The 20,485-nt window shown below is 63.4% G+C and carries 24 protein-coding genes and 2 pseudogenes; 18 read left to right on the top strand and 8 right to left on the bottom strand.

The genetic code is table 11. The features are described from left to right. Positions 1-93 precede the first annotated feature (93 nt). Genes nagZ through tatC form a run of 6 tightly spaced genes read left to right on the top strand, consistent with a single transcriptional unit; the run spans position 94 to position 3,979 of the window. Positions 94-1,101 carry a beta-N-acetylhexosaminidase gene (gene nagZ, locus ACQY6T_RS00325; protein WP_428627124.1) on the top strand — a complete coding sequence of 336 codons (1,008 nt, stop codon included), beginning with the start codon at positions 94-96 and terminating at the stop codon, positions 1,099-1,101. Between the two features lie 7 nt (positions 1,102-1,108). Beyond that, positions 1,109-1,897 (top strand): segregation and condensation protein A, encoded by a 789-nt coding sequence (locus tag ACQY6T_RS00320; protein WP_428627122.1) that lies wholly within the window; start codon positions 1,109-1,111, stop codon positions 1,895-1,897. Beyond that, positions 1,894-2,493: an SMC-Scp complex subunit ScpB gene (scpB, locus tag ACQY6T_RS00315; RefSeq protein ID WP_428627120.1), complete on the top strand. Its 600-nt coding sequence runs from the start codon at positions 1,894-1,896 to the stop codon at positions 2,491-2,493. The genes ACQY6T_RS00320 and scpB overlap by 4 nt, the downstream gene beginning before the upstream one ends. Positions 2,494-2,517: 24 nt before the next feature. After that, a complete protein-coding gene (locus ACQY6T_RS00310) occupies positions 2,518-2,748 on the top strand; it encodes a twin-arginine translocase TatA/TatE family subunit (RefSeq protein ID WP_428627118.1) in 231 nt (76 codons plus the stop codon). Positions 2,749-2,780: 32 nt separating this feature from the next. Continuing rightward, complete coding sequence (gene tatB, locus ACQY6T_RS00305) at positions 2,781-3,173, top strand: Sec-independent protein translocase protein TatB (protein ID WP_428627116.1); 393 nt, start codon at positions 2,781-2,783, stop codon at positions 3,171-3,173. Further along, positions 3,170-3,979 carry a twin-arginine translocase subunit TatC gene (tatC, locus tag ACQY6T_RS00300; protein WP_428627115.1) on the top strand — a complete coding sequence of 270 codons (810 nt, stop codon included), beginning with the start codon at positions 3,170-3,172 and terminating at the stop codon, positions 3,977-3,979. Before tatB ends, tatC begins: the two co-directional genes overlap by 4 nt. Before the next feature lie 22 nt (positions 3,980-4,001). Here tatC and ACQY6T_RS00295 read toward each other — a convergent pair whose 3' ends face one another. Beyond that, positions 4,002-4,130 (bottom strand): entericidin A/B family lipoprotein, encoded by a 129-nt coding sequence (locus ACQY6T_RS00295; protein ID WP_088440733.1) that lies wholly within the window; start codon positions 4,128-4,130, stop codon positions 4,002-4,004. 233 nt (positions 4,131-4,363) lie between these two features. Further along, positions 4,364-5,818: a magnesium transporter gene (mgtE, locus tag ACQY6T_RS00290; RefSeq protein WP_428627113.1), complete on the bottom strand. Its 1,455-nt coding sequence runs from the start codon at positions 5,816-5,818 to the stop codon at positions 4,364-4,366. Positions 5,819-5,985: 167 nt separating this feature from the next. Between mgtE and ACQY6T_RS00285 the strand changes: the two genes are divergently transcribed. Further along, entirely contained in the window at positions 5,986-6,435 is a 450-nt protein-coding gene (locus ACQY6T_RS00285) for a peptidylprolyl isomerase (protein ID WP_428627110.1), read from the top strand. A gap of 35 nt (positions 6,436-6,470) precedes the next feature. Here ACQY6T_RS00285 and ACQY6T_RS00280 read toward each other — a convergent pair whose 3' ends face one another. Further along, positions 6,471-7,604: an NAD(P)H-dependent flavin oxidoreductase gene (locus tag ACQY6T_RS00280; protein WP_428627107.1), complete on the bottom strand. Its 1,134-nt coding sequence runs from the start codon at positions 7,602-7,604 to the stop codon at positions 6,471-6,473. 103 nt (positions 7,605-7,707) lie between these two features. On the opposite strand from ACQY6T_RS00280, the pseudogene nadC reads away from it, so the two are divergent. From nadC to ACQY6T_RS00265, 3 genes and pseudogenes are all read left to right on the top strand, one after another. Then, positions 7,708-8,557, top strand: a pseudogene (gene nadC, locus ACQY6T_RS00275) (carboxylating nicotinate-nucleotide diphosphorylase). 53 nt (positions 8,558-8,610) lie between these two features. Further along, a complete protein-coding gene (locus tag ACQY6T_RS00270) occupies positions 8,611-9,267 on the top strand; it encodes a ribonuclease T2 family protein (protein WP_428627105.1) in 657 nt (218 codons plus the stop codon). A gap of 82 nt (positions 9,268-9,349) precedes the next feature. Next, positions 9,350-9,571: a hypothetical protein gene (locus tag ACQY6T_RS00265; RefSeq protein WP_428627104.1), complete on the top strand. Its 222-nt coding sequence runs from the start codon at positions 9,350-9,352 to the stop codon at positions 9,569-9,571. On the opposite strand, the gene ACQY6T_RS00260 is transcribed toward ACQY6T_RS00265, so the two are convergent. Continuing rightward, positions 9,568-10,839: an MFS transporter gene (locus ACQY6T_RS00260; RefSeq protein WP_428627102.1), complete on the bottom strand. Its 1,272-nt coding sequence runs from the start codon at positions 10,837-10,839 to the stop codon at positions 9,568-9,570. The two genes, ACQY6T_RS00265 and ACQY6T_RS00260, sit on opposite strands and share 4 nt — an antisense overlap. Before the next feature lie 147 nt (positions 10,840-10,986). On the opposite strand from ACQY6T_RS00260, the gene pgsA reads away from it, so the two are divergent. Genes pgsA through ACQY6T_RS00245 form a run of 3 tightly spaced genes read left to right on the top strand, consistent with a single transcriptional unit; the run spans position 10,987 to position 12,260 of the window. Further along, positions 10,987-11,559: a CDP-diacylglycerol--glycerol-3-phosphate 3-phosphatidyltransferase gene (pgsA, locus tag ACQY6T_RS00255; RefSeq protein WP_428627100.1), complete on the top strand. Its 573-nt coding sequence runs from the start codon at positions 10,987-10,989 to the stop codon at positions 11,557-11,559. Positions 11,560-11,565: 6 nt separating this feature from the next. Beyond that, the gene (locus ACQY6T_RS00250) at positions 11,566-11,823 is read left to right on the top strand and encodes a MoaD/ThiS family protein (protein WP_428627099.1); all 258 of its coding nucleotides are present in this window, start codon (positions 11,566-11,568) and stop codon (positions 11,821-11,823) included. Next, positions 11,820-12,260 carry a molybdenum cofactor biosynthesis protein MoaE gene (locus ACQY6T_RS00245; protein ID WP_428627098.1) on the top strand — a complete coding sequence of 147 codons (441 nt, stop codon included), beginning with the start codon at positions 11,820-11,822 and terminating at the stop codon, positions 12,258-12,260. The genes ACQY6T_RS00250 and ACQY6T_RS00245 overlap by 4 nt, the downstream gene beginning before the upstream one ends. 105 nt (positions 12,261-12,365) lie before the next feature. Here ACQY6T_RS00245 and ACQY6T_RS00240 read toward each other — a convergent pair. Then, positions 12,366-13,274 (bottom strand): annotated as a pseudogene (locus tag ACQY6T_RS00240) (hydrogen peroxide-inducible genes activator). Between the two features lie 138 nt (positions 13,275-13,412). On the opposite strand from ACQY6T_RS00240, the gene ACQY6T_RS00235 reads away from it, so the two are divergent. Beyond that, on the top strand, positions 13,413-13,880 hold the full coding sequence (locus ACQY6T_RS00235; protein WP_428627096.1) for an EF-hand domain-containing protein: 468 nt from the start codon (positions 13,413-13,415) through the stop codon (positions 13,878-13,880). A 107-nt stretch (positions 13,881-13,987) separates the two neighbouring features. Here ACQY6T_RS00235 and trmFO read toward each other — a convergent pair whose 3' ends face one another. Continuing rightward, positions 13,988-15,337 (bottom strand): methylenetetrahydrofolate--tRNA-(uracil(54)-C(5))-methyltransferase (FADH(2)-oxidizing) TrmFO, encoded by a 1,350-nt coding sequence (gene trmFO, locus ACQY6T_RS00230; protein ID WP_428627094.1) that lies wholly within the window; start codon positions 15,335-15,337, stop codon positions 13,988-13,990. 110 nt (positions 15,338-15,447) lie between these two features. Here trmFO and ACQY6T_RS00225 point away from each other — a divergent pair, with 110 nt between their 5' ends. Next, complete coding sequence (locus ACQY6T_RS00225; RefSeq protein WP_428627091.1) at positions 15,448-16,119, top strand: lysoplasmalogenase; 672 nt, start codon at positions 15,448-15,450, stop codon at positions 16,117-16,119. Here the strand turns inward: ACQY6T_RS00225 and ACQY6T_RS00220 are convergent. Further along, a complete protein-coding gene (locus tag ACQY6T_RS00220; RefSeq protein WP_428627088.1) occupies positions 16,116-16,970 on the bottom strand; it encodes a TauD/TfdA dioxygenase family protein in 855 nt (284 codons plus the stop codon). The genes ACQY6T_RS00225 and ACQY6T_RS00220 overlap by 4 nt on opposite strands. A gap of 166 nt (positions 16,971-17,136) precedes the next feature. Between ACQY6T_RS00220 and ACQY6T_RS00215 the strand changes: the two genes are divergently transcribed. Continuing rightward, positions 17,137-17,697, top strand: a complete 561-nt coding sequence (locus ACQY6T_RS00215) for a peroxiredoxin (RefSeq protein WP_428627085.1) — start codon at positions 17,137-17,139, stop codon at positions 17,695-17,697. A gap of 50 nt (positions 17,698-17,747) precedes the next feature. Then, positions 17,748-18,035 (top strand): hypothetical protein, encoded by a 288-nt coding sequence (locus ACQY6T_RS00210; RefSeq protein WP_428627082.1) that lies wholly within the window; start codon positions 17,748-17,750, stop codon positions 18,033-18,035. A gap of 359 nt (positions 18,036-18,394) precedes the next feature. Here ACQY6T_RS00210 and ACQY6T_RS00205 read toward each other — a convergent pair whose 3' ends face one another. Beyond that, the gene (locus ACQY6T_RS00205) at positions 18,395-19,279 is read right to left on the bottom strand and encodes a LysR substrate-binding domain-containing protein (protein ID WP_428627079.1); all 885 of its coding nucleotides are present in this window, start codon (positions 19,277-19,279) and stop codon (positions 18,395-18,397) included. Positions 19,280-19,489: 210 nt separating this feature from the next. Between ACQY6T_RS00205 and bla the strand changes: the two genes are divergently transcribed. Then, on the top strand, positions 19,490-20,365 hold the full coding sequence (gene bla, locus ACQY6T_RS00200) for a subclass B3 metallo-beta-lactamase (protein ID WP_428627076.1): 876 nt from the start codon (positions 19,490-19,492) through the stop codon (positions 20,363-20,365). The last annotated feature ends 120 nt before the right edge of the window (positions 20,366-20,485 follow it).

Genomic DNA, 20,485 nt, shown 5'->3' with positions numbered 1-20,485 from the left:
CGCAGACTCCGTTGGTGCAAAGCCGCCGCTATGCCATGTTGCTTGGCTTGGTTGCCGATTGAGGGGGCGCCGGCCGATGGAGGTTGATGCACGATGATACCCGCTATTTTCGGCTTGTCGGGACTGACCCTCACCGACGACGAGCGCGCATTTTTTCGCGACAGTGATCCTGCGGGCTATATTCTGTTCGGGCGCAATATCGAAAACCGTGCGCAGCTGCGGCGCTTGACCGACGAATTGCGCGCGCTTGACGGCCGGACCAATGTGCCAGTCCTGATCGATCAGGAGGGGGGCCGCGTAGCGCGGATGAAGTCGCCCGAATGGCCTCCGTTCCCGAGCGGCGCCACCTTCGATGCGCTTTACGATCGGGCGCCGGCGAGTGCGATCGAGGCGGCGCGGCTCAACGCCATGGCGCTCGCCGCGATGCTGGCCGAAGTCGGCATCAACGTCGATTGCCTGCCCCTGCTCGACGTGCGTCAGCCTGGCGCCAGCGACGTCATCGGCGACCGTGCGCTCGGCAGCGAACCGATGCGCGTTGCGGCATTGGGCCGTGCTATTCTGGGCGGGCTTCAGGATGGCGGGGTCGTGGGGATCGTCAAGCATATCCCGGGCCATGGCCGTGCGATGCTCGATACGCACGAAGCCCTGCCGGTCGTCACCGCATCCGATCGCGATTTGCAGACCGACTTGGCGCCGTTTGCAGCGCTGCGCGATGCCGCGATGGCGATGACGTGCCATGTCGTGTTCGAGGCGTGGGATCCGGATCGCCCCGCCACCCTGTCGCCGATCATCATCGACAGCGTCATCCGTCAGCGCATTGGCTTCCACGGCCTGCTGATGTCGGACGATCTCGATATGAAGGCCTTGTCAGGCGACGTCCCGTCGCGCGCCGCCGCCGCGGTCGCCGCGGGCTGCGACATCGCGCTCAATTGCTGGGGCAAGATGGACGACATGGTCGGCATCGCCAATTCGCTGGACCCGATCAGCACGGTATCGCGGGCGCGGCTCGAAGGTGCGATGGACCGCGTCAGCGGCGATAGCGATGAACGCGCCTTTGCAACCCTCGTCGACCAGCGCGACGCGCTGCTCGCGGTTGCCTGAGCGGGCGATGGACGAACTGGCGCTCGAATTCGAAAGCGCGCCGGCGGCGTCCGAACGCGACGACGCGCTGCAGCTGTCGCTGGAAAGCTGGGAGGGGCCGCTCGATCTCCTGCTTACGCTCGCGCGCAGTCAAAAGGTCGATCTTAAGCAGATTTCGATCCTCGCACTGGTCGAACAATATCTGACCTTCATCGCCGAAGCGCGCGAGTTGAAGCTGGAGGTTGCGGCTGATTATCTGGTGATGGCGGCGTGGCTCGCCTACCTGAAGTCGGCGCTGTTGTTGCCCAAGGATCCGCTGGAGGATCCCTCGCCCGACGAACTCGCGCTGCGCCTGCAACTGCGGTTGCAACGACTGGCAGCGATGCGGGACGCGGCGGCGCGGTTGCTGGCGCGCGACCGTATCGGGCGCGACGTTTTCCTGCGCGCCAAGCCAGAGGGGTTGCGCGACGTCAAATTGCGCCGCTGGGATGCCAGCCTCTATGACCTGTTGTCGGCCTACGGCCAGGTCAAGCTCCGCGCCGAACCGGTCGTGCATATGGTGTCGCGGCGCCCGGTGATCACCCTCGACGCCGCGCTTCAGCATCTGCAGCGGATGATCGGGATCAAGCTCGACTGGGCGGAGCTCGCCGATTTCCTGCCGCCCGACTATGATGGTCCGCTACGGCGCTCGGCGATCGCGTCTAGTTTCGTCGCCGCGCTCGAACTGGCGCGACAGGGCCGCGTCGATTTGAGGCAGGCGGGTGCGTTCGAACCGCTTTATCTAAAAGCCGCCGCCATGGGACAAGCCGCCTTATGAACCCGATCGATGACCGCGAACGCGCGATAGAGGCGATGCTGTTCGCCAGCGACGAGCCGCTCGATGCGCGGCAAGTCGCGGCGCGACTGGGCGAAGAAATGCCGGTGGGCGAGGTGCGCGCGTTCATCCAGGCGATTGCAGCGCGCCACGCGGGCAGTGGCATCGAGCTGGTCGAGCGCGGCGGCCATTGGCATTTTCAGACCCCGGCCGACCTGGCGCATCTGCTCCGCCGCGAGCGCGACGATCCGCGCAAATTGTCGCGCGCCGCCGCCGAGGTCTTGGCGATTGTTGCCTATCATGAACCCGTTAGCCGCGCCGAAATCGAGGCGATCCGCGGCGTCCAGACGTCGAAGGGGACGCTTGACGTGCTGATGGAGGCCGAGTGGATTGCGCCTGCGGGGCGCCGCGAAGTGCCGGGACGGCCGCTGATCTACAAGACGACCGACGCATTTTTGCAGCATTTCGGCCTTAGCAGCCGCAAGGATTTACCGGGTATCGACGATCTGCGCGCGGCGGGCCTGCTCGATCCGGTTGATCTTGCTTTTGACGACGCGATGGGCGAGCTGGACCTAGTAAAAGATGGCGAAGAGGCCTAGATGAGCCCTTCAAGGAGAATTTAGATGGGTAGCTTCAGCATCTGGCACTGGCTCGTGGTCGGGATTCTTGTCCTGCTGCTGTTTGGGAAGGGCCGCTTTTCCGACATGATGGGCGATGTCGCCAAGGGCATCAAAAGCTTCAAAAAGGGCATGTCGGAAGACGATGTGCCGCCTGCAACCAAGCATATCGAGGGCCAGCGCGCGCCCGACGCCACCCCGATGTCGACGGCGACCCCTGAGCACGACAAGCTCTGATCGCCGTCCGCTTGCGGGGGGAACTTTAGTTTATGTTCGATGTTGCGCCCACCGAGTTGTTGCTCGTGGTGGTGGTGGCCTTGGTGGTCATCGGCCCCAAGGACCTCCCCAAGGCGATGCGCTTTGTCGGCAAATGGATGGCCAAGGCGCGCGGTATGGCGCGCCATTTCCGGTCCGGGCTCGACACGATGATGCGCGAGGCCGAGCTGGAAGAGCTTGAAAAGCAATGGCGCGAGCAGAATGACGCGATCATGCGCGAGTTCCCGCGGATCGATGGCGCTGGTTCGTCGCCGCCGTCCCAGCCCGCGACGCCTGGTGCGACGACTGCGTCGCCCGAGAAAATCGATCAGGACGCCGACCAGTCGGCCGCCGCCGCCGCGCCCGAAACCCATGCGATACCGCCGCGGGATGGTCCGTTGCCATGACCACGGAAACGCCCGCCACGGCTGGGGATGATGACGGCGCCGGCGGCAAGATGCCGCTGCTCGACCATCTTGTCGAACTGCGCTCGCGATTGCTGAAATCGCTGTTGGCGATCGGGCTCGCTTTTGGCGTCTGCCTCTATTTCGCCAGGCCGATCTTCGGCATCCTCGTCCAGCCACTTGTGCGCGCTGGACAGGGCAAGCTGATTTATACCCAGTTGTTCGAAGCGTTTTTTGTCGAGATCAAGGTGGCGCTGTTCGCGGCGATGATGATCGCTTTTCCAGTGATCGCCAACCAGCTGTGGAAATTCGTCGCGCCGGGCCTGTTCAAGCAGGAAAAGCGCGCGCTGCTGCCTTTTTTGCTCGCGACGCCGGTGCTGTTCACCATCGGCGCCAGCTTCGCTTATTTCATCACCATCCCGATCGCGCTTAAATTCCTGCTCGGGTATCAGGGCAATTATGGCGGCATCACGCAGGAAGCGTTGCCGTCGGTCGGCAACTACCTCAGCTTTACGATGCAATTCATCATGGCCTTCGGCATCGCGTTCCTGTTGCCGATCCTGCTGATGCTGATCGAGCGTTCCGGGCTGGTCACGCGCGAACAGCTGGTTTCGGCGCGGCGCTATATGATCGTTGCGGCCTTTGCGATCGCGGCGGTCTTTACGCCGCCCGATATTCTCAGCCAGCTTTTGCTCGCCGTGCCGCTGGTATTTTTGTACGAAATGTCGTTGCTGGCGATCTGGTTTACCCAGCGGCGACGCAAAACAGGCGCCGAAGAGGCGCCTGTCGAGCCTCTCGAAGAGGCTTAGGGTAAGCGGAGATTTTGTCCGATCAGTCGATCGCGTCGCTGCCAGCCTGACCAACCGATTCGATATCGCGGCCTGCACCCTTAACGGTGTTGCAGCCGGTGACGGCGACGCTTGCCAAAACGGCGAGAATGATTGCGCGAAAACTCGTCATTTTTCAAACCTCTCTGGATGGGGATGCAAAATGGCCCGACACGCTTTCGAGGGGGGGAGGGAAATGCGGGTCGGGCCAATGTTGCTGAGCAGCGCTGCGGGGGGGCGATGATCGCTGCTCGAATGGGAAACGAGCCAAATGTCGGATAAGTTCCCGAAAAAAATGCGCGCTGTGAATTTTTTTTCGAACTTTTTTCCAGATGCCGAAATCTGTTTGCAATTCCAAAAGCTTGATTAGCTCATAGTGGTAAGGCCGCTGAGCACTGCGAGCCCGAGGAAGGCCAGAAAGCCCATGGAATCGGTGGTCATGGTGACAAAAATCGAGCTCGCGACCGCTGGATCCTGATCGAGCCGGTCAAGCAGCAACGGGATCGCAACCCCGGCGACCCCCGCGACGAAAATATTCACCACCATAGCGGCAGCGATCACTGCGCCGAGTTGCGGATTGGCGAACCATAGTGCGGTCGCGCAACCTGCGATCAACGCAATCGTACCACCGTTCAGCAGCGCAATCTTCATTTCGCGCAGGATCGCGCGCCAGCTGTTCGAATCGGTGAGCTGGTTCATCGCGAGCGCGCGCACCGTCACGGCGAGCGTCTGGGTTCCGGCATTGCCGCCGACCCCGGCGACGATCGGCATCAGTGCCGCAAGCGCGACCATATGTTCAATCGCGCCACCAAAAAAACCGACGATCGACGAGGCAAGCAGCGCGGTACCCAAATTCGCGATCAGCCAGCGGACCCGCGCGCTATAGGTTTCGCGGATCGGCTCGTTGATGTCGCCATCACCGGCGCCAGACAAGCGCAGGATATCCTCGCCCGCTTCTTCCTGAATGATGTGGACGATGTCATCGACCGTGATCATGCCGACGAGACGGCCGCCACGATCGATGACCGCTGCCGAGATCAGCGCATATTTCTGAAAGCGCAGCGCAACCTCTTCCTGATCCATGTCGACCGGAATCAGCGTTTGCTCGCGTTTCATTACATCGCTGATCGCGATGTCACGCGGGGTGCGCAATATCCAGCTAAGCTGGCAAGAACCGACCGGGCGGTGCATCGGATCGACGACAAAGATTTCCCAGAAATCGCTGGTCAGCGCGGTATCTTCGCGCAGCCGGTCGATCACGTCGCCGACGGTCACGTGCTCGGGGACCGCGACAAGGTCGCGCTGCATCAGGCGGCCGGCAGATTCCTCGGGGAACGACAGGGCGTCCTCGATCGCGGCGCGATCTTCGGGCTCCATCGCGTCGAGCACGGCCTGCTGTTCGTCGGCCTCCATGTCCTCGATGATCGCGACGGCATCGTCGGTATCGAGTTCAGCGGCGAGTTCGGCCACTTGCTCCGGCGCGAGCAGGTCGATCAGCTCTTCGCGAACATAATCATTCATTTCCGCCAGAACGTCGGCGGAAAGCATGTTGCCCAGCACCGCGGCGAGCATCGGGCGCTCGTCGCTGCGCGCGAGTTCGAACAGATCGGCGATGTCGGCGGGATGCAGGCGGCCGATGCGCTCGCGCGCGGCTTCGCCTTCGCCGGCCTCTGCCAGTTCGATGACGTCGCGAACGAATTCGGGCTTCAGCCGATCGTCCGCGTCCAGCTCGGTGTCGGTTTCGCGCGGGGCGGCTTCGCGGTCGCGGTCATCGGTGAAGACCATGTCTTCGGGGGAGTGGGAATCTTCGCGTTTATCCATCGCGCGGTCCTCCCTGTCTGTGCCGGCAATCAGCCCGTGGGCCGTGCCTTTCCCTAGGCCCGGTGCCGCCACATGGCAACGCCGCGAACGCGCTGGCGGCAATTAATGCGTGGCTTTGGCGGCGTGCCTCGCTATGGCACCGCCATTATTTTCCACAGGAGCCGATCATGACCGACCAGACCCTCACCCTTTCGCTATCGACCGGCGATGTCGTCATCCGCCTGCGTCCCGACCTTGCGCCGCTGCATGTCGAACGCATTACCCAGCTGGCAAACGACGGCTTTTACGACGACGTCGTTTTCCACCGCGTGATCCCAGGATTTATGGCGCAGGGCGGCGATCCGACCGGCACCGGCATGGGCGGCAGCCCGCTGCCCGACCTGCCGCAGGAATTCAATGCCCAGCCGCACGTCCGCGGCGTCTGTTCGATGGCGCGCTCGCAGAATCCGAACAGCGCGAACAGCCAGTTCTTCATCTGCTTCGACGACGCGCGCTTCCTTGACAATCAGTACACCGCGTGGGGCGAAGTGATCGAAGGCATGGAAAATGTCGACGCGCTGCCCAAGGGCGAGCCGCCGCGCGAACCCGGCAAGATCGTCAAGGCGACGGTTAGCTGATCTGAAAATCCCCGCTTCGGCGGGGATTTTTTTGTCTATTCGCTGATAAATCCGTTCAGCCGTTCGCAAGCGGCTACCCAGTCCTGTTTGAACTCTTGAACGACCTGACCGGCCCCCATGGCTTCGTTCATCAGCCCGACGCCTTGGCCAACCCAATAGGTCGCCAACGCCTTGGCGCCTTCATGACCGCCTTCAGCCAACTTATCGACCTTGCGCAGCGGCGGTTCGCTGACCAGCGATTGCATTGGCATCGGCAGCGGTTTCGGCGCGCCCTCGGCCTCCCAGGCGTCGGTCCAGGGCGAGCGGAGCTGGCGCGAAGGTTTGCCGGTTCGGCTTTTCGAGCGCACCGTGTCGCGCGAACTGGCGAGCAGCATCTTTTCCTTCACCACCGGATTGGTCTCGGCTTCGGCAGTCGTTAGCCAGACCGATCCGGTCCAAGCGCCGTGCGCGCCCATCGCCATCGCTGCGGCCATCTGGCGCCCGGTGACGATACCGCCTGCGGCAAGGATCGGCGTGGTCGCGCCGACGGCCTCGACAGCGGCCGCAACCTCGGGAACCAGCACCATCGTCGCAACCTCGCCGCAATGGCCGCCAGCTTCGCCGCCCGCAACGACCAGAATGTCCACGCCCGCGCGCACCTGTGCCAGCGCATGGTCGCGGGTGCCGACCAGCGCTGCGACCGGGACATTATGGCGTTTGCCGAGTTCGAGCATCAACGGCGGCGGTACGCCAAGTGCGTTGGCGATCAAGGCGATGGGATGGCGAAACGCGACCTCGAGCAGGCGTGCAGCGCCGTCGTCGCTCATATTGTCGCCCAGGCTGCTGCGCGCCGCGCCGGACAGCGACAGGTCGCTGTCGTCGACGCCATGCTTTTGGAGCAGGCCCGCAATGAACGCCTTATGCGCATCGGGAATCGGAGGCGAAGCGGCTTTCTCTTCACCTTTGCCGGCAAAGCTGTTCGGGACGATCAGGTCGACGCCATAGGGACGCCCGCCAATGTGTGCGTCTATCCATGCCAGCTCCTCTTCCAGCCGTTCGGGCGGCAGCGATGCGGCGCCGAAGACGCCCATGCCGCCAGCCTTGGATACCGCGACCACGACATCGCGGCAGTGCGAGAAGGCGAGCAGGGGGAATTCGATGCCGAGCATCGCGCAGATGGGGGATTGCATGGGGCCTCCGGATGTTGGCGAAAGTGCCGCGTAGCGTGCATGTCAGCGCTAGTTGACGTAAACGTCAAGTTGATTTGCTGGTGCCGCCCATTATCGCAGGCGCATGACCGATTTTTCCCTGCCCGATTTCGACCTCGATGCCTTTGTTCGCGCCACCTTGGCCGAAGATCTGGGAGCGGGGGGCGATATCACGTCGATGGCGACGATCCCGGCGGAATGCGCGCTTTGGCGGGACGATGGACAGCCGCGATGCGATCACCGTTGCTGGATTGCCGATCGCCGAAGTTTTCTTTCGCGCGCTCGAACCTGCCATGGAGATCGAGATACTGGTCGAGGAAGGCGCGCAGGTTGTGCCCGGCAGTGACCTGATGCGCCTGTCGGGCAACGCGCGGGCGATGCTGACTGCCGAGCGATCGGCGCTCAACACGGTTCAGCATCTGTCGGGCATCGCGACGATGACGCGCCAATATGTCGACGCGCTGGCGGGAACCGGCGCGACGCTCCTCGATACGCGCAAGACGATCCCCGGGCTGCGGGTGCTGGAGAAATATGCGACGCGGATGGGCGGCGCGACCAATCATCGCATGGGTTTGTGGGATGCCGCGATGATCAAGGACAATCATGTCGCAGTGGCGGGCTCGGTCGAGGAAGCGGTGCGCCGCGCCGTCGCCGCCGGGATCGCCAGCATCATCGTCGAGGTCGATCGTGTGGCACAGGTCGTCCCGGCGCTAGGGGCGGGGGCCACGCACCTGCTGCTCGACAATATGACGCTGGACGAGCTGCGCGAATGTGTCGCTATCGTCGGTGGTCAGGTACCGACCGAGGCGTCGGGCGGGGTCCGGCTCGACACGATCCGCGCGATCGGCGAAACGGGCGTGACCTTTGTTTCAGTCGGACGGCTGACGCAATCGGCGCCGGCCGCGGACGTCGGGCTCGACTTTGCGCTGGTCTAGCGTCGCTGCACTAGGCCTGCTCCTCGCGCTGACTGCGGTTTCAGGGGCAGGCTTTGGTCTGCAAGATACCCGACCGGATTTCGGTGCCGCGCCTCGAACAGCCCAAGCGCGGCGAACCGGTGCGCAAACCGCCGACGACGGGGTACCTGCTTAGCCTAAGCTGGTCGCCGCAACATTGCGCCGATGTCCGCAATCCGCGCGATGCGCGCGATCGCTTTCAATGCTCGGGCGAGAACGGCCGATTCGGCTGGGTGCTTCACGGGCTGTGGCCGGAAACCGACACGCCGGGTTATCCGCAATGGTGCCGCCCGGCTAAGATTGTTCCGCAACCGGTGCTGCGCCAGCATCTGTGCATGACGCCGTCAGCGCAGCTGCTCCAGCATGAATGGGCCAAACATGGCACCTGCATGAGCCCGCATCCGGCGGCCTATTTCCGATCGGCCGAGATATTGTTCCGGGCGGTTCGCTTTCCCGGTATGCGGGCGTTGGCGGCGACACCCCAAACCGCCGGCAGCATCCGCCGCGCCTTTGCCGCTGCCAACTCCGGGATTTCCGAACCTATGATCGCGGTGTCGATCGACCGGCAGGGCTGGCTCGACGAAGTACGGTTGTGTCTAGGACCGCGGATGCGGCCACAACGGTGCAAGCCGTTTCAGGTTGGCGCGCGCGACCCCCGGCCGGTGCGGGTGCGGCCCATCCCGAAAGGCTAGTCGCTGTGCCGATTTGACACGGGCCGTATGTTAACGATCTTTTAACCTTACCAAGTCGTTAAGACCGGCATAGTTTGCGGGTATGGACTCGGATCATATCGATATTCGTCGCCGTATTCAGGCACATGGCGCGCGCCAGCTGACGATCGCGCGGCTGAGCGCGCCCGTCGACTGGCAGGGCGAATTGCGCAGCGCGATCGCGGCGCATCGCGAACCGGTCTCGATCTTTGCGGGCAGCGACCTGCGGTTGTTTTTGCAGAGTTTCGCGGTTTTCTTTACCGCGACGATGATGTTTTTGATCTAATCGCAGGCTTTATGAAGCTTCCACGCCAACACGGCAGATAGCAGACACATGACCGCGACCATCAGCAGCGTATCGCCGATGGTCAGACCCATGCCGATCAGCACGCTGAGCAACAGCGCGGCAGCGACCATGAAGCCCGAATTGACGATGTTGTTCGCGGCGATGGTGCGCGCCGTCTGTGACTTGGCGACGGTGGTGGTCAGAAAGGCATAGAGCGGGACGACGAACATGCCGCCCGCGATCGCGATGCCGAGCAGATCGATAATGATGCGATCGCCTGCGGTCAGCGACAGGAATGCGCGCCAGTTCATCAGGACGCCGTCGGCGTGAACCCAATGGGTGACCGACCACCACAAGTCGAGCACGAACAGGCCCATGACAATCACCGATCCCGGCGAAAAGCGGGCCGAAACATGACCCCTCAGCAGCCTGTTGACGACGATCGAGCCGATCGCGACGCCAACGGAGAAGATCGCGGTGAACATCGTCGCGACGGTATTGTCACCGCCGAGCGCATTTTTGACGAGCGGAGGGAATTGCGCGGCCAGAATAGCGCCGATCGCCCAGAAAAAACTGATCGACACGATCGCGAGGAACAGCCGCGGGATATGCATCGTCGAATTGACCAGCCGCCATGACGAGCGAAAGACATTGAAATCAATGACCAACCCGTTGGCTTCGGTCTCAGGCGGAGCCGACGGAACATAGTTGGCAGTCAGTCGGCCGATGATCGCAACCGTAATGATCCCGGGAATCGCGATATGCGGCGGCGTCAGGCCCCCGACGATCGTGCCGCCGAGGATGGCGATATAGGTTCCCGCCTCGACCCAGCCAGTGCCGGCAAGAACCTCGTCATCCTTCAGATGCTGCGGCAGGATGGCATATTTGATCGGCCCAAAAAAAGTCGAATGGACGCCCATTGCGAACAGGCCCAGCAGCATCAGCGGCACATTGTGGAACCAGATGCCGACTGATCCGACGATCATGATCGCGATCTCGGCGGTCTTGATCAGACGGATCATCTTTGTCTTGTCGGTGCTGTCGGCGAGTTGTCCCGCGAGCGCCGAAAAGAGGAAGAAGGGCAGGATGAACAGGCCGCCGGCCAAGGCATTGAACCACGCCTCGGTCTCGGGATCCTTGTAGATGGTGAAGGTGACGAGGATGACCATCGTCATCTTGTAGAAATTGTCGTTGAAGGCGTTGAGGAACTGCGTCGCGAACAAGGGCAGGAACCGGCGTTGCTTCATCAGCGCAAAGGAACCGGTCATTGAAAATCCACTTTTGCAGCCTGACAATCGGACAACGCCGGAACATCACGGCAATATTGTTGTCGCGTGGGGGGCTTATCGGTTAGGGCAGGCAGGGTCAAAGCCCATTTTGGAACTAGCGCGCCGCATCGGCGGGAATCAGGGATCATGCTCAGTCTTCCGAACATCCTGACATTGTCGCGCATCCTGGCGGTGCCCATTCTGTTGTTCCTGCTGTGGCCCGGGGTGGTCGAAGGATCGCACCAGCCGAAACCGGTCGACTATGCGCTCGCCTTTGTCCTTTACTGCCTGATGGGCATTACCGATTATTTTGACGGTTATGTTGCACGCTCGCGCGGAATCGTGTCGCGGCTCGGCGCTTTCCTTGATCCCATTGCCGACAAGATCATGATTGCGGCGGTCATCCTGCTTCTGGTCTTTACCCGCGACATCACCGGTTATCATGTCATTGCGGCGCTGATGATCCTGTTGCGCGAGATCATCGTGTCGGGGCTGCGCGAGTTTCTGGCGACGTTGCAGGTGTCGATGCCGGTTACCCAGCTGGCCAAGTGGAAAACGGCCTTTCAGCTCGTATCGTTCGGCGCGCTGATCCTGGCTGGCGCTCTGCCCGCGATCATGTGGGTGAAGACGATCGGGCTCGTCTCGTTGTGGGGCGCCGCGGTGCTGACGGTGATTACCGGCTGGGATTATCTGCGCGTCGGCCTGAAGCATATGGATTGAGCGCGCATGGCGCTGACTATCTCCTATTTCGCCTGGGTGCGTGAGCGAATGGGTGTCGCCGACGAGGTGGTCGAAATTCCCGCCGATGTTGTCGATCTGGCCGCGCTGCTGGCCTGGCTGGCCGCGCGCGACGTCCCCGGCGCGCTGGCCTTTGCCGAGCCGCACCGCATCCGCGCCGCGATCGACGGCGTAATGATGGGCCCCGACGCGCCGCTCGCTGGGGCGAAAGAGGTCGCGTTGTTCCCGCCGGTGACCGGCGGATGATCCGCGTTGCGGTCCAGCCCGAGGCGATCGACATTTCGACCGAACTCGACCTCCACGATGCAGGCGGCCACGGGGCGAGCGCCAGTTTCATCGGGCGGGTGCGCGGCGAGGGCGACCTGACCGAACTCTTCCTCGACCATCATCCGGCGATGACCGAAGCGGGTCTGGCGGATCTGGCACATGCTGCGGTCGATCGCTGGCAGCTGTCGGCGCTGACATTGATCCACCGCGTCGGCGCGATGGCGCCGGGCGAAACGATCGTGCTCGTGCTCGCAAGCAGCCCGCACCGCAGCGAGGCGCTGGCGGCGTGCGAGTTTCTGATCGACCGGTTAAAGACCGACGTGATGCTGTGGAAGCGCGAGACGTTTGCCGATGGGCGAGTGGCGTGGGTCGAGCCGCGCGAGGGGGACGGCGCGCGCGCGGAGCGGTGGGATTGACCCTTTATTTCCGTTCGTGTCGAGCGAAGTCGAGACACCGGGAGGCCGTGCGCTAACGAGGGGTGTCTCGACTTCGCTCGACACGAACGGGGAATGGGAATGTTTTCAACCCGCCCGATGCTTGCGAAAAATATCCGCCAGCATCTTGAACTCGTCGGCCCGCGGGCTGCCCTTGCGCCACACCAGTGCGATCGTCCGCCAGTCATGATCCGAATCGAGCGGCCGCGTGTCGATGTCAGTATGGTCGAGGATGCCGGCTTCGATTGCCATCTGCCGGCAGCACTCGTGATGCCCAGGCCATTGTCCACCATCTGGACCAGCGTGTGCAGCGACGTCCCCATCATCCGCGCCCCCGGCGCGCAGTTCGGGGCGGTTGCAGGCGGCGAGGGCGTGGTCCTTCAAACAATGGCCATCCTCGAGCATCAGCATCTGCGCCGGATCGAGCTGGTCGGCGCTGACCATCGCGGGCAAGTCTTCGGACTGGTCGCCGGGAAAGGCAACGAACAGCGCGTCGTCGAATAATTCCTCGCTCTCCACGTCACCGCAGCCATAGGGGAGGGCAAGCAGGACGCAGTCGACGGTGCCGTGATGCAGCGATTCGCATGCTTGTGCGCTGGGCTCTTCGCGCAGGAACAGCTTGAGCGCCGGGCGCTCTTTGCGCAGCAGGCGCAACATTCCGGGAAGCAGGAAGGGGGCGATCGTCGGGATGACGCTCATCCTGAGTTCGCCCACCAGCGGTGCCGCCGCGGCGGCGGCCATGTCAGCCAGTTCTTCGGCCTCACGCAGAACGCGGTGGGCCTTTTCTACGATGGCGTTGCCGAGACCGGTGAAGCGCACGACGCGGCGGGTGCGCTCGACCAGCGTCTGGCCGAGCAAGGTTTCGAGCTCGCGAATTCCCGCCGAAAGCGTCGATTGGGTGACGTTGCAGGCATCGGCAGCGCGGCCGAAATGGCCATGTTCGTGCAGCGCGACGAGATATTGCATCTGTTTCAGCGTCGGGAAGTAATTTTGCATTGATCGGATATAGCAATGATGACGGGGCTTTTGAACAATCGCGTCGATAAATATTCGTCACCGTTTTGGTGACGTCTGTTGCTGGCATCGGGCGTGCCATGATAGCCAGTCGCATAAAGCGATGGTGGAGGGGCGCGGATGGCTATTTCCCGTTTTCTGATTGGTGGCGTCGCGAGCGCCCTGCTGCTGACCGGCGGCCTGTTTATGTGGGCGGGGTACACCCAGATCGCCGAGGAAGAGGTGTTGCCGGAGCCGCCGCCGGGCCTGCCCGCGATCCCCGAAGTCGGCGCCAATGCCCCCAAGCGCGGCCCGGCGCCGCCCGCCTTGCCGGCGGCAAAGGAAGCTTCGCGCGAAGAGCGGCGTTTCAACCGCTTTGATCGCGACCGCAACGACCGGATCAGCCGAGTCGAGCTGATGTCGTCGCGCACCGCAGCGTTCCGCAAGCTCGACAAGGACGGCAATAATTTGCTGACATTCGAGGAATGGGCGGCGGCGACCGGGCAGCGCTTTGTCGGCGCCGATGGCGACAAATCGGGCGATTTGACGCGGAGCGAGTTCGCGACGACGGCGCCGAAACGGGCGGTGAAGCCGAAGTGCAATTGTTGACCCGACCGGTCATTGCGAGGAGCGCAGCCACGCAGCAATCTCCAGCGATCATCCTTGAACAAGGTCGATAGCTGGAGATCGCTTCGCTTCGCTAGCAACGACGGGAATTATGCCGCGATGCCGTCGGCGACCTTCATCCACTCCGCCAGTGATGCACCCGCCCGCGCGGTGTAGCCGAGCTTGCGATCCTTCTTTCGCACATCCTCGGCGAGCGGCGGGAAGAGACCGAAATTGACGTTCATCGGCTGATAGCTCGCGGCGTCGGCGCCGCCGGTGATATGGCCGAGCAAAGCGCCCAGCGCGGTATCGCCCGGCGGCGGCGCCAGATCGCGGCCGGCGAGTTCGGCGGCGGCAAAGCGCGCCGCGATCAGGCCGATGGCGGCGCTTTCGACATAGCCTTCGCAGCCGGTGATCTGTCCGGCGAAGCGGATATGCGGCGCTGATTTGAGGCGGAGCTGCGCATCGAGCAATTCGGGCGAGCGAATGAAGCTGTTACGATGGAGCCCGCCGAGACGCGCGAACTCGGCCTTTTCGAGGCCGGGGATGGTGCGGAACAGTTCGACCTGCGCGGCATGTTTCAGCTTGGTCTGGAAACCGACCATGTTCCACAGCGTCCCGAGCGCATTGTCCTGGCGCAGCTGGACCACCGCATAGGGCCAGCGCCCGGTGCGGGGATTGTCGAGGCCGACGCCCTTCATCGGGCCAAAGCGCAAGGTTTCGGGACCGCGTTCGGCCATCACTTCGATCGGCATGCAGCCTTCGAAATAGGGGGTGTTGGTTTCCCACTCCTTGAACTCGGTCTTGTCGCCGTCGACCAGACCCTGGACGAACGCGTGATATTGATCCTTGTCCATCGGGCAGTTGATATAGTCCTTGCCGTCGCCGATCGGCCCTACCTTGTCCCAGCGACTGGCCATCCACGCGATGTCCATGTCGACGCTGTCGCGATAGACGATCGGCGCGATGGCGTCGAAGAAGGCGAGCGCGTCCTTGCCGGTCGCGGCGCCGATGCTGGACGCCAGGCTGGCGGCGGTCAGCGGGCCGGTGGCGACGATCGTCAGGCCTGCGCTGGGCAGCGTGTCGATGCGTTCGCGGACGATGTTAACATTGGGGTGATTTTCGAGCGCGCGGGTGACGCCGCCTGAAAACAGGTCGCGATCGACCGCGAGCGCTGATCCCGCAGGCACCTTGTGGACATCGGCCTCGCGCATGATGATCGAGCCGAGGGTGCGCATTTCACGGTGGAGCAGGCCGACGGCGTTGCTGTCGCCATCATCGCTGCGAAAGCTGTTCGAGCACACCATCTCTGCGAGCGTGTCGCCCTGATGCGCTGGGGTCATGTCGCCGCCGCCGCGCATTTCGGACAGGCGGACGCGAAAGCCCGCTTCGGCGAGTTGCCATGCGGCTTCGGACCCGGCGAGGCCGCCGCCGATGATATGAACGTCATATTCCGTCATTTACCGTTTCCATTGACTTGCGCACAGTCCCCACCGCGTTAGGGCGGCGATGGACCAAAGGGGCTGGGGAGCCTCTGACATGTTGCGGGCCAGAAGCAAAGGGGCGGAAAATGACCGAGGAACTGCGTTGGGATCGCGCGCGCGTGGTGTGGCTGGCAGCACTCGTCGGTGGGATCAGCTTTTTCGCCGCGGTGTATCTGCGGCTTGATGGGCCAGCGATCTGGGCGTGGAAGACGTCGGGGGTCGGTTTGCTGGCGATCTGGGCCGCCGCCAATGCCCGCGGCACCGATGGCAAGCTGATCGCCGCGGTCTTGGCGTTCGGCGCGCTGGGCGACTGGCTGCTCGATGCGGTCGGGATGCTGGCAGGCGCTGCCGCGTTCGCGACCGGGCACCTGATCGCGATCATCCTGTATCTGCGCAACCGGCGGCCTAGCCTGACGGGATCGCAGACACTGCTGGCGTGGGTGCTGGTGCCATCGGCGCTGGTGATCGCATGGGGGCTGACGCACGGTGCGGAGGCGGCGCTGATGGGCGCGGCGATCGCCTATACCGGCGGCGTCGCGATCATGGCCGCAACCGCATGGACCAGCCGCTTTCCGCGTTATCGCACCGGCATCGGCGCGATGGCCTTCCTCTCCAGCGACCTGTTCATCTTTGCCGGAGAGGGCGGGGCGTTGTCGAAGGACGTCACGATGTGGCTGGTCTGGCCGCTGTATTTCGGCGGGCAGGCGCTGATCGCGTGGGGTGTGGTGAGTACGCTGTCGCGCGAGGCGAAAACCTAACCCTCCCACGCCGCGATCGTGGTGCGGTGGAGCAGGCGGTCATGGCCGTCGTAGCCGCCGGTGGCGCGGTGCAGGACCGATCGATTGTCCCACAGGATCAGCATGTCTGGTTCCCAGACATGGCTGTAGCGAAATTCTTCGCGCCCCTGCCATTGCAGCAGTTCGTACAAAAATGGCAGCGCCTCGGCATCGTCCATGCCCTCGATGCCCATGATATATCCAGCGCAGCCGAACAGCCCCTCGCGGCCCGTTTCGGGATGCTGGCGAATGAAGGGGTGGGTCTGGGTTGCCAGCGCTTCGTCGCCCGACCTGATGTCCATGCTGCGGCCGCCTGGTCCCTTTGGGTCACCTGTGCCGTACATGCCCGACGGCGCATAGCCGCCGCGCGCGCTATGGACCGCGTTGCGGCCTTCGATCTTTGCCCGGAGCACATCGGGCATCGCGTCGAGCGCGGAATGCTGGTTCGAGAAATCGGTGTTGCCGCCGACGGGCGGAATGGTGATCCCGAACAGGCAGGTGCCGGCAGGCGGCCGCGCCTGAAAGCTCCAGTCGCTGTGCCAGTTTTCGGCGAACAACGGCGACGTTTCGTCGGCGCGGCGCTTCACCGCGATCACGTGGCTGCGGCCCGGGATGGGCTTGATGAAGGGATCGTCGCCGAAACTGCCGAAATATTGGGTGAAGCGTTCGAGATCGTCGTCGCTCATCTTTTGATGGGGGAAGGCGAGGACATGATGGTCGAGCCAGGCGGCGCGGATGGCAGCGACGGTGTCTGGGGCGAGCGGTCGGGTGAGGTCGATGCCGGTGATGTGGGCGCCGCAGGACTGGCCGCTAGGGATGATGTTGAGCGTCATGGGCGGATGCTGCGCCGATCGGGAAGCGAGGTCAATTGGAAGCGGCTGAGCTCCATCGGCCATGCACCGCAGCCTATCCGCCGGCATATTTTTCTCCGTAGCGGCGAATATAGCTGTAAAGCTGTTATGGCGGAGCAGCCTTCCGCTGTTCGAGGCGGAGAGCCAGATGAAAACGCTGATGAAAATTGCGATGTCGCTTGGACTTGGGCTGTCGCTTGTGGCGCTCCCAGTGCAGAGCATCGCCGCGCTGCAACAGGGTGCCAAGGCGCCCGACTTCACGTTGAATGCAGCGCAGGGCGGCAAGCCCTTCAGTCTGTCGTTGAAACAGACGCTGAGGAAGGGGCCGGTCGTGCTCTATTTCTTCCCCGCTGCCTTTACGTCCGGCTGCACCGTCGAGGCCCATCTTTTTGCCGAAGCGAGCCCCGACTTCAATCGGCTGGGCGCCCGCGTCGTCGGCGTCACCGCCGGCAACATCGAGCGCGTCGCCGAATTTTCCAAGTCAGAGTGCCGCGACAAATTTGCGGTCGCGGCCGATCCGGGCGCGAAGGTCGCGGCGCAGTATGACACCGCCAACCGAGCTGCTGACGGAAGAATGCTGTCCAACCGGACGTCGTTCGTTATCGCGCCGAACGGCACGATCCTGCTGAGCTATACCGACAGCAAACCGCAGGCCCATATCGAGAAAACGATGGCGGCGGTGCGGGCTTGGAAGGCCAAGCAACGCTAGGCCGGTTTCGACCAATTGCGGACGTTCGCCGATTTAGGCATAAAGCCATAATGCGTTATCTCTTGCTCGCTGCTTTCGCCATCGCCCTAGCGCTTGCCGTTTTCAACTTTGGCGATCTGGGCGTGACAATGCAGACGGCGGTCGTGCTTGCCTGCAGCGCCTTCTTTGGGCGTTATCTTTGGGTAGGCATTCATACCGGGACGATGGAAGCACCAGGCGTCGGTTACTTGGCAGGCCATCGCACGGAAAATCCCTATCTCTTTTGGTTTTGCGCCGCATTCAACGGGATTATGTTTGCGCTTACGATCCTGATCGCCGCGAAGCTTACTGGATTATAAGCCGCATTCAATGACGGGCCACTCGCTTGCCACCCTTTTCCCGCCATCTGCTACCAATTTGGGTAAGATGGCAGCTAGCGACCATTAGCCGCCCTACCTACCCCGTTCGCATCGAGCGAAGTCGAGATGCCCCTCGGCGTGGCGCACGGTCGATGGGTGTCTCGACTTCGCTCGACACGAACGGAAAAGGGATATGGCGACTTTCGACCGATTGTGACCGTTGCCGCGTCCTCCCTTCGTCATTCCCGCGAAAGCGGGAACCCAGCGAGCCTGCGTCGCAACTGGGTTCCCGCTTTCGCGGGAATGACGAAATTCGAGATGTCCGCTTCCCACCCCTAAGCAGACGATCACTCACGCAATCATGTCGGCCGCACTTCGCCCGCGATTTCGTTGGTCAGCCAATCCCTGAAGCCGATCATCGCGTCACTTTCCGTTCGCGACATCAGGCGGGTGAGCCAGTAGCGGCCGGCGTCGATGGACGTCGCGAAGGGCTGGACGAGCAGGTCCGACGCGAGTTCGCGGTTGAACATCGCGGGCGGCGCGAGGGCGATGCCAAGCCCTGCGGTCGCCGCCGACACCATCAGCGCCGAACTGTCGAACATCGGGCCGCGCAGCACGGGGGCGGGAACGCCCGCGACGCCGAACCACAGCGCCCATTCGTCGGCGCGGTATGAGCGGAGCAGGCGTTCGGGGATCAGGTCGGCGGGGGTTTTGAGCCGGGCGGCGATCGCGGGAGTGCACAGCGGCGCCAGCGGTGCGGCGAACAAGGGCTCGGCATGGGTGCCGTGCCACGCGCCGTCGCCGAAACGGATCGCGTAGTCGAGCGCCTCGCCCGCCAAGTCTGCGCGGTTGTTGTTGGTTGAAATTCGCAGGTCGATGGCCGGATGCGCGCGGGCGAAGGCGTCGAGGCGGGGCAGCAGCCAACCCGTCGCGAAAGTGCCGACGACGCCGACCTTGAGCGCCTCGCGAAAATGACCGCCGGCATATTGATCGAGCGTTGCCGAAACGCGGTCGAACGCGTCGGCGACCACCGGGACGAGTGCCTGCCCCTCGTCGGTGAGCGCCAGCCCGCGCGGCAGGCGATGAAACAGGCGGGTGCCAAGGCGGCGCTCTAGCTGCGCGACCTGATGGCTGACCGCGCCCTGACTGACGTGGAGTTCGATCCCTGCGCGGGTGAAGTTGAGGTGGCGCGCGGCGGCATCGAAAGCGCGCAGGGCGTTGAGGGGCAGCTGGGCGCGGTCCATGTATATCTCGACCTATTTCGCCTCGTCACCCCGGACCCGTCGACCTGCTCAGGACAGGTTTGATCCGGGGTCGATGCGGCGGCGATGGCTTTGAATCTCGGATCGATTCCGGGATGACGAAATGTATGAAAAATTCTCATGGTTTTGTCGAGAAATGATGCTTTGTTGGCTGCGTCCCGGCTTGGCATTCTGGTGCGAAAGGAGACGAGGATGTTCGAAGCAATCAGCCTGTTGGTATGGCTCGCGGCAGCAAGTGGAGCGCCGGTCCCGCCGGTCGACCCGTTGACGCAACCGATTACGACGTCGCGATCGGCCGAATGGCTGGCGCCGGCGCTGCCCGAGAAAATCTATGGTAACAGCTATCTGGTCGGTTTCGGCGGCTTGAGCGTCGCGTTGATCGACACGGGCGACGGGCTGGTCCTGATCGACGGCGCGCTGCCGCAGGCGGCGCCGGCGATCCTGGCCAATGTCCGCAAGCTGGGGTTCGACCCCAAAGCCATCAAATTTATTCTGAGCACCGAACCGCATTTCGACCACGCTGGCGGGCTCGCCGCACTGGCGCGCGACACCGGCGCGACGGTGGTGGCGAGCGCGCGCGGGGCCGAGGGATTGCAACTGGGCAAGCATGCTGCCGATGATCCGCAGCTGGCCTATGGCGGAAGCTGGCCAGCAGTGACCACGCCGATGCGCGTGATGGCGGATGGCGAGGTGCTGACGCTGGGCAAGGTGGGGATCACCGCGCATGCGACGCCGGGTCACACGATGGGCAGCATGAGCTGGAGCTGGCAGGCGTGCGCCGATGACGGTGGGGGCAAGGCATGTAAGGTGGTCGTGTTTGCGTCGAGCCTGAATCCGGTGTCTTCCGACGAGTATAAGTTCAGCAGCGCCGCGGGAGCGCCGTTTGTGGCGGGCTTTGCGCAAAGTCATCGGACGATGGAGGCGCTGAGATGCGACATCCTGATTTCGGCGCACCCCGACAATGCGGGCGAGGGGCGGTATAATGCCAAGCCGGGGGCGTGCCGCGCCTATGCCGATCGGTCGCGCCAGGCGCTGGCGAAGCGGTTGGCGGCGGAGAAGGCGGAGTAGGTGCGTTTCGATCCTCCCTGCGGCGAAGCCGTGGGGAGGTGGCAGTCCGCAGGACTGACGGAGGGGCTTTAGCGCTGCCGTCGCTGGCCCTCCACCACTCGCTTCGCGAGCGGCCCCCCC

It is taken from the genome of Sphingopyxis sp. (assembly GCF_965279725.1).
Taxonomy (GTDB): Bacteria; Pseudomonadota; Alphaproteobacteria; order Sphingomonadales; family Sphingomonadaceae; genus Sphingopyxis.
The sequence above is the reverse complement of the archived record's forward strand: the minus strand, read 5'-3'. Positions and strand labels throughout refer to the sequence as shown.

Coding starts and splice junctions, on each gene's coding strand:
- nagZ (WP_428627124.1), top strand. CDS start 94: ATGATACCCGCTATTTTCGGCTTGTCGGGACTGACCCTCACCGACGAC.
- ACQY6T_RS00320 (WP_428627122.1), top strand. CDS start 1,109: ATGGACGAACTGGCGCTCGAATTCGAAAGCGCGCCGGCGGCGTCCGAA.
- scpB (WP_428627120.1), top strand. CDS start 1,894: ATGAACCCGATCGATGACCGCGAACGCGCGATAGAGGCGATGCTGTTC.
- ACQY6T_RS00310 (WP_428627118.1), top strand. CDS start 2,518: ATGGGTAGCTTCAGCATCTGGCACTGGCTCGTGGTCGGGATTCTTGTC.
- tatB (WP_428627116.1), top strand. CDS start 2,781: ATGTTCGATGTTGCGCCCACCGAGTTGTTGCTCGTGGTGGTGGTGGCC.
- tatC (WP_428627115.1), top strand. CDS start 3,170: ATGACCACGGAAACGCCCGCCACGGCTGGGGATGATGACGGCGCCGGC.
- ACQY6T_RS00295 (WP_088440733.1), bottom strand. CDS start 4,130: ATGACGAGTTTTCGCGCAATCATTCTCGCCGTTTTGGCAAGCGTCGCC.
- mgtE (WP_428627113.1), bottom strand. CDS start 5,818: ATGGATAAACGCGAAGATTCCCACTCCCCCGAAGACATGGTCTTCACC.
- ACQY6T_RS00285 (WP_428627110.1), top strand. CDS start 5,986: ATGACCGACCAGACCCTCACCCTTTCGCTATCGACCGGCGATGTCGTC.
- ACQY6T_RS00280 (WP_428627107.1), bottom strand. CDS start 7,604: ATGCAATCCCCCATCTGCGCGATGCTCGGCATCGAATTCCCCCTGCTC.
- ACQY6T_RS00265 (WP_428627104.1), top strand. CDS start 9,350: ATGGACTCGGATCATATCGATATTCGTCGCCGTATTCAGGCACATGGC.
- ACQY6T_RS00260 (WP_428627102.1), bottom strand. CDS start 10,839: ATGACCGGTTCCTTTGCGCTGATGAAGCAACGCCGGTTCCTGCCCTTG.
- pgsA (WP_428627100.1), top strand. CDS start 10,987: ATGCTCAGTCTTCCGAACATCCTGACATTGTCGCGCATCCTGGCGGTG.
- ACQY6T_RS00250 (WP_428627099.1), top strand. CDS start 11,566: ATGGCGCTGACTATCTCCTATTTCGCCTGGGTGCGTGAGCGAATGGGT.
- ACQY6T_RS00245 (WP_428627098.1), top strand. CDS start 11,820: ATGATCCGCGTTGCGGTCCAGCCCGAGGCGATCGACATTTCGACCGAA.
- ACQY6T_RS00235 (WP_428627096.1), top strand. CDS start 13,413: ATGGCTATTTCCCGTTTTCTGATTGGTGGCGTCGCGAGCGCCCTGCTG.
- trmFO (WP_428627094.1), bottom strand. CDS start 15,337: ATGACGGAATATGACGTTCATATCATCGGCGGCGGCCTCGCCGGGTCC.
- ACQY6T_RS00225 (WP_428627091.1), top strand. CDS start 15,448: ATGACCGAGGAACTGCGTTGGGATCGCGCGCGCGTGGTGTGGCTGGCA.
- ACQY6T_RS00220 (WP_428627088.1), bottom strand. CDS start 16,970: ATGACGCTCAACATCATCCCTAGCGGCCAGTCCTGCGGCGCCCACATC.
- ACQY6T_RS00215 (WP_428627085.1), top strand. CDS start 17,137: ATGAAAACGCTGATGAAAATTGCGATGTCGCTTGGACTTGGGCTGTCG.
- ACQY6T_RS00210 (WP_428627082.1), top strand. CDS start 17,748: ATGCGTTATCTCTTGCTCGCTGCTTTCGCCATCGCCCTAGCGCTTGCC.
- ACQY6T_RS00205 (WP_428627079.1), bottom strand. CDS start 19,279: ATGGACCGCGCCCAGCTGCCCCTCAACGCCCTGCGCGCTTTCGATGCC.
- bla (WP_428627076.1), top strand. CDS start 19,490: ATGTTCGAAGCAATCAGCCTGTTGGTATGGCTCGCGGCAGCAAGTGGA.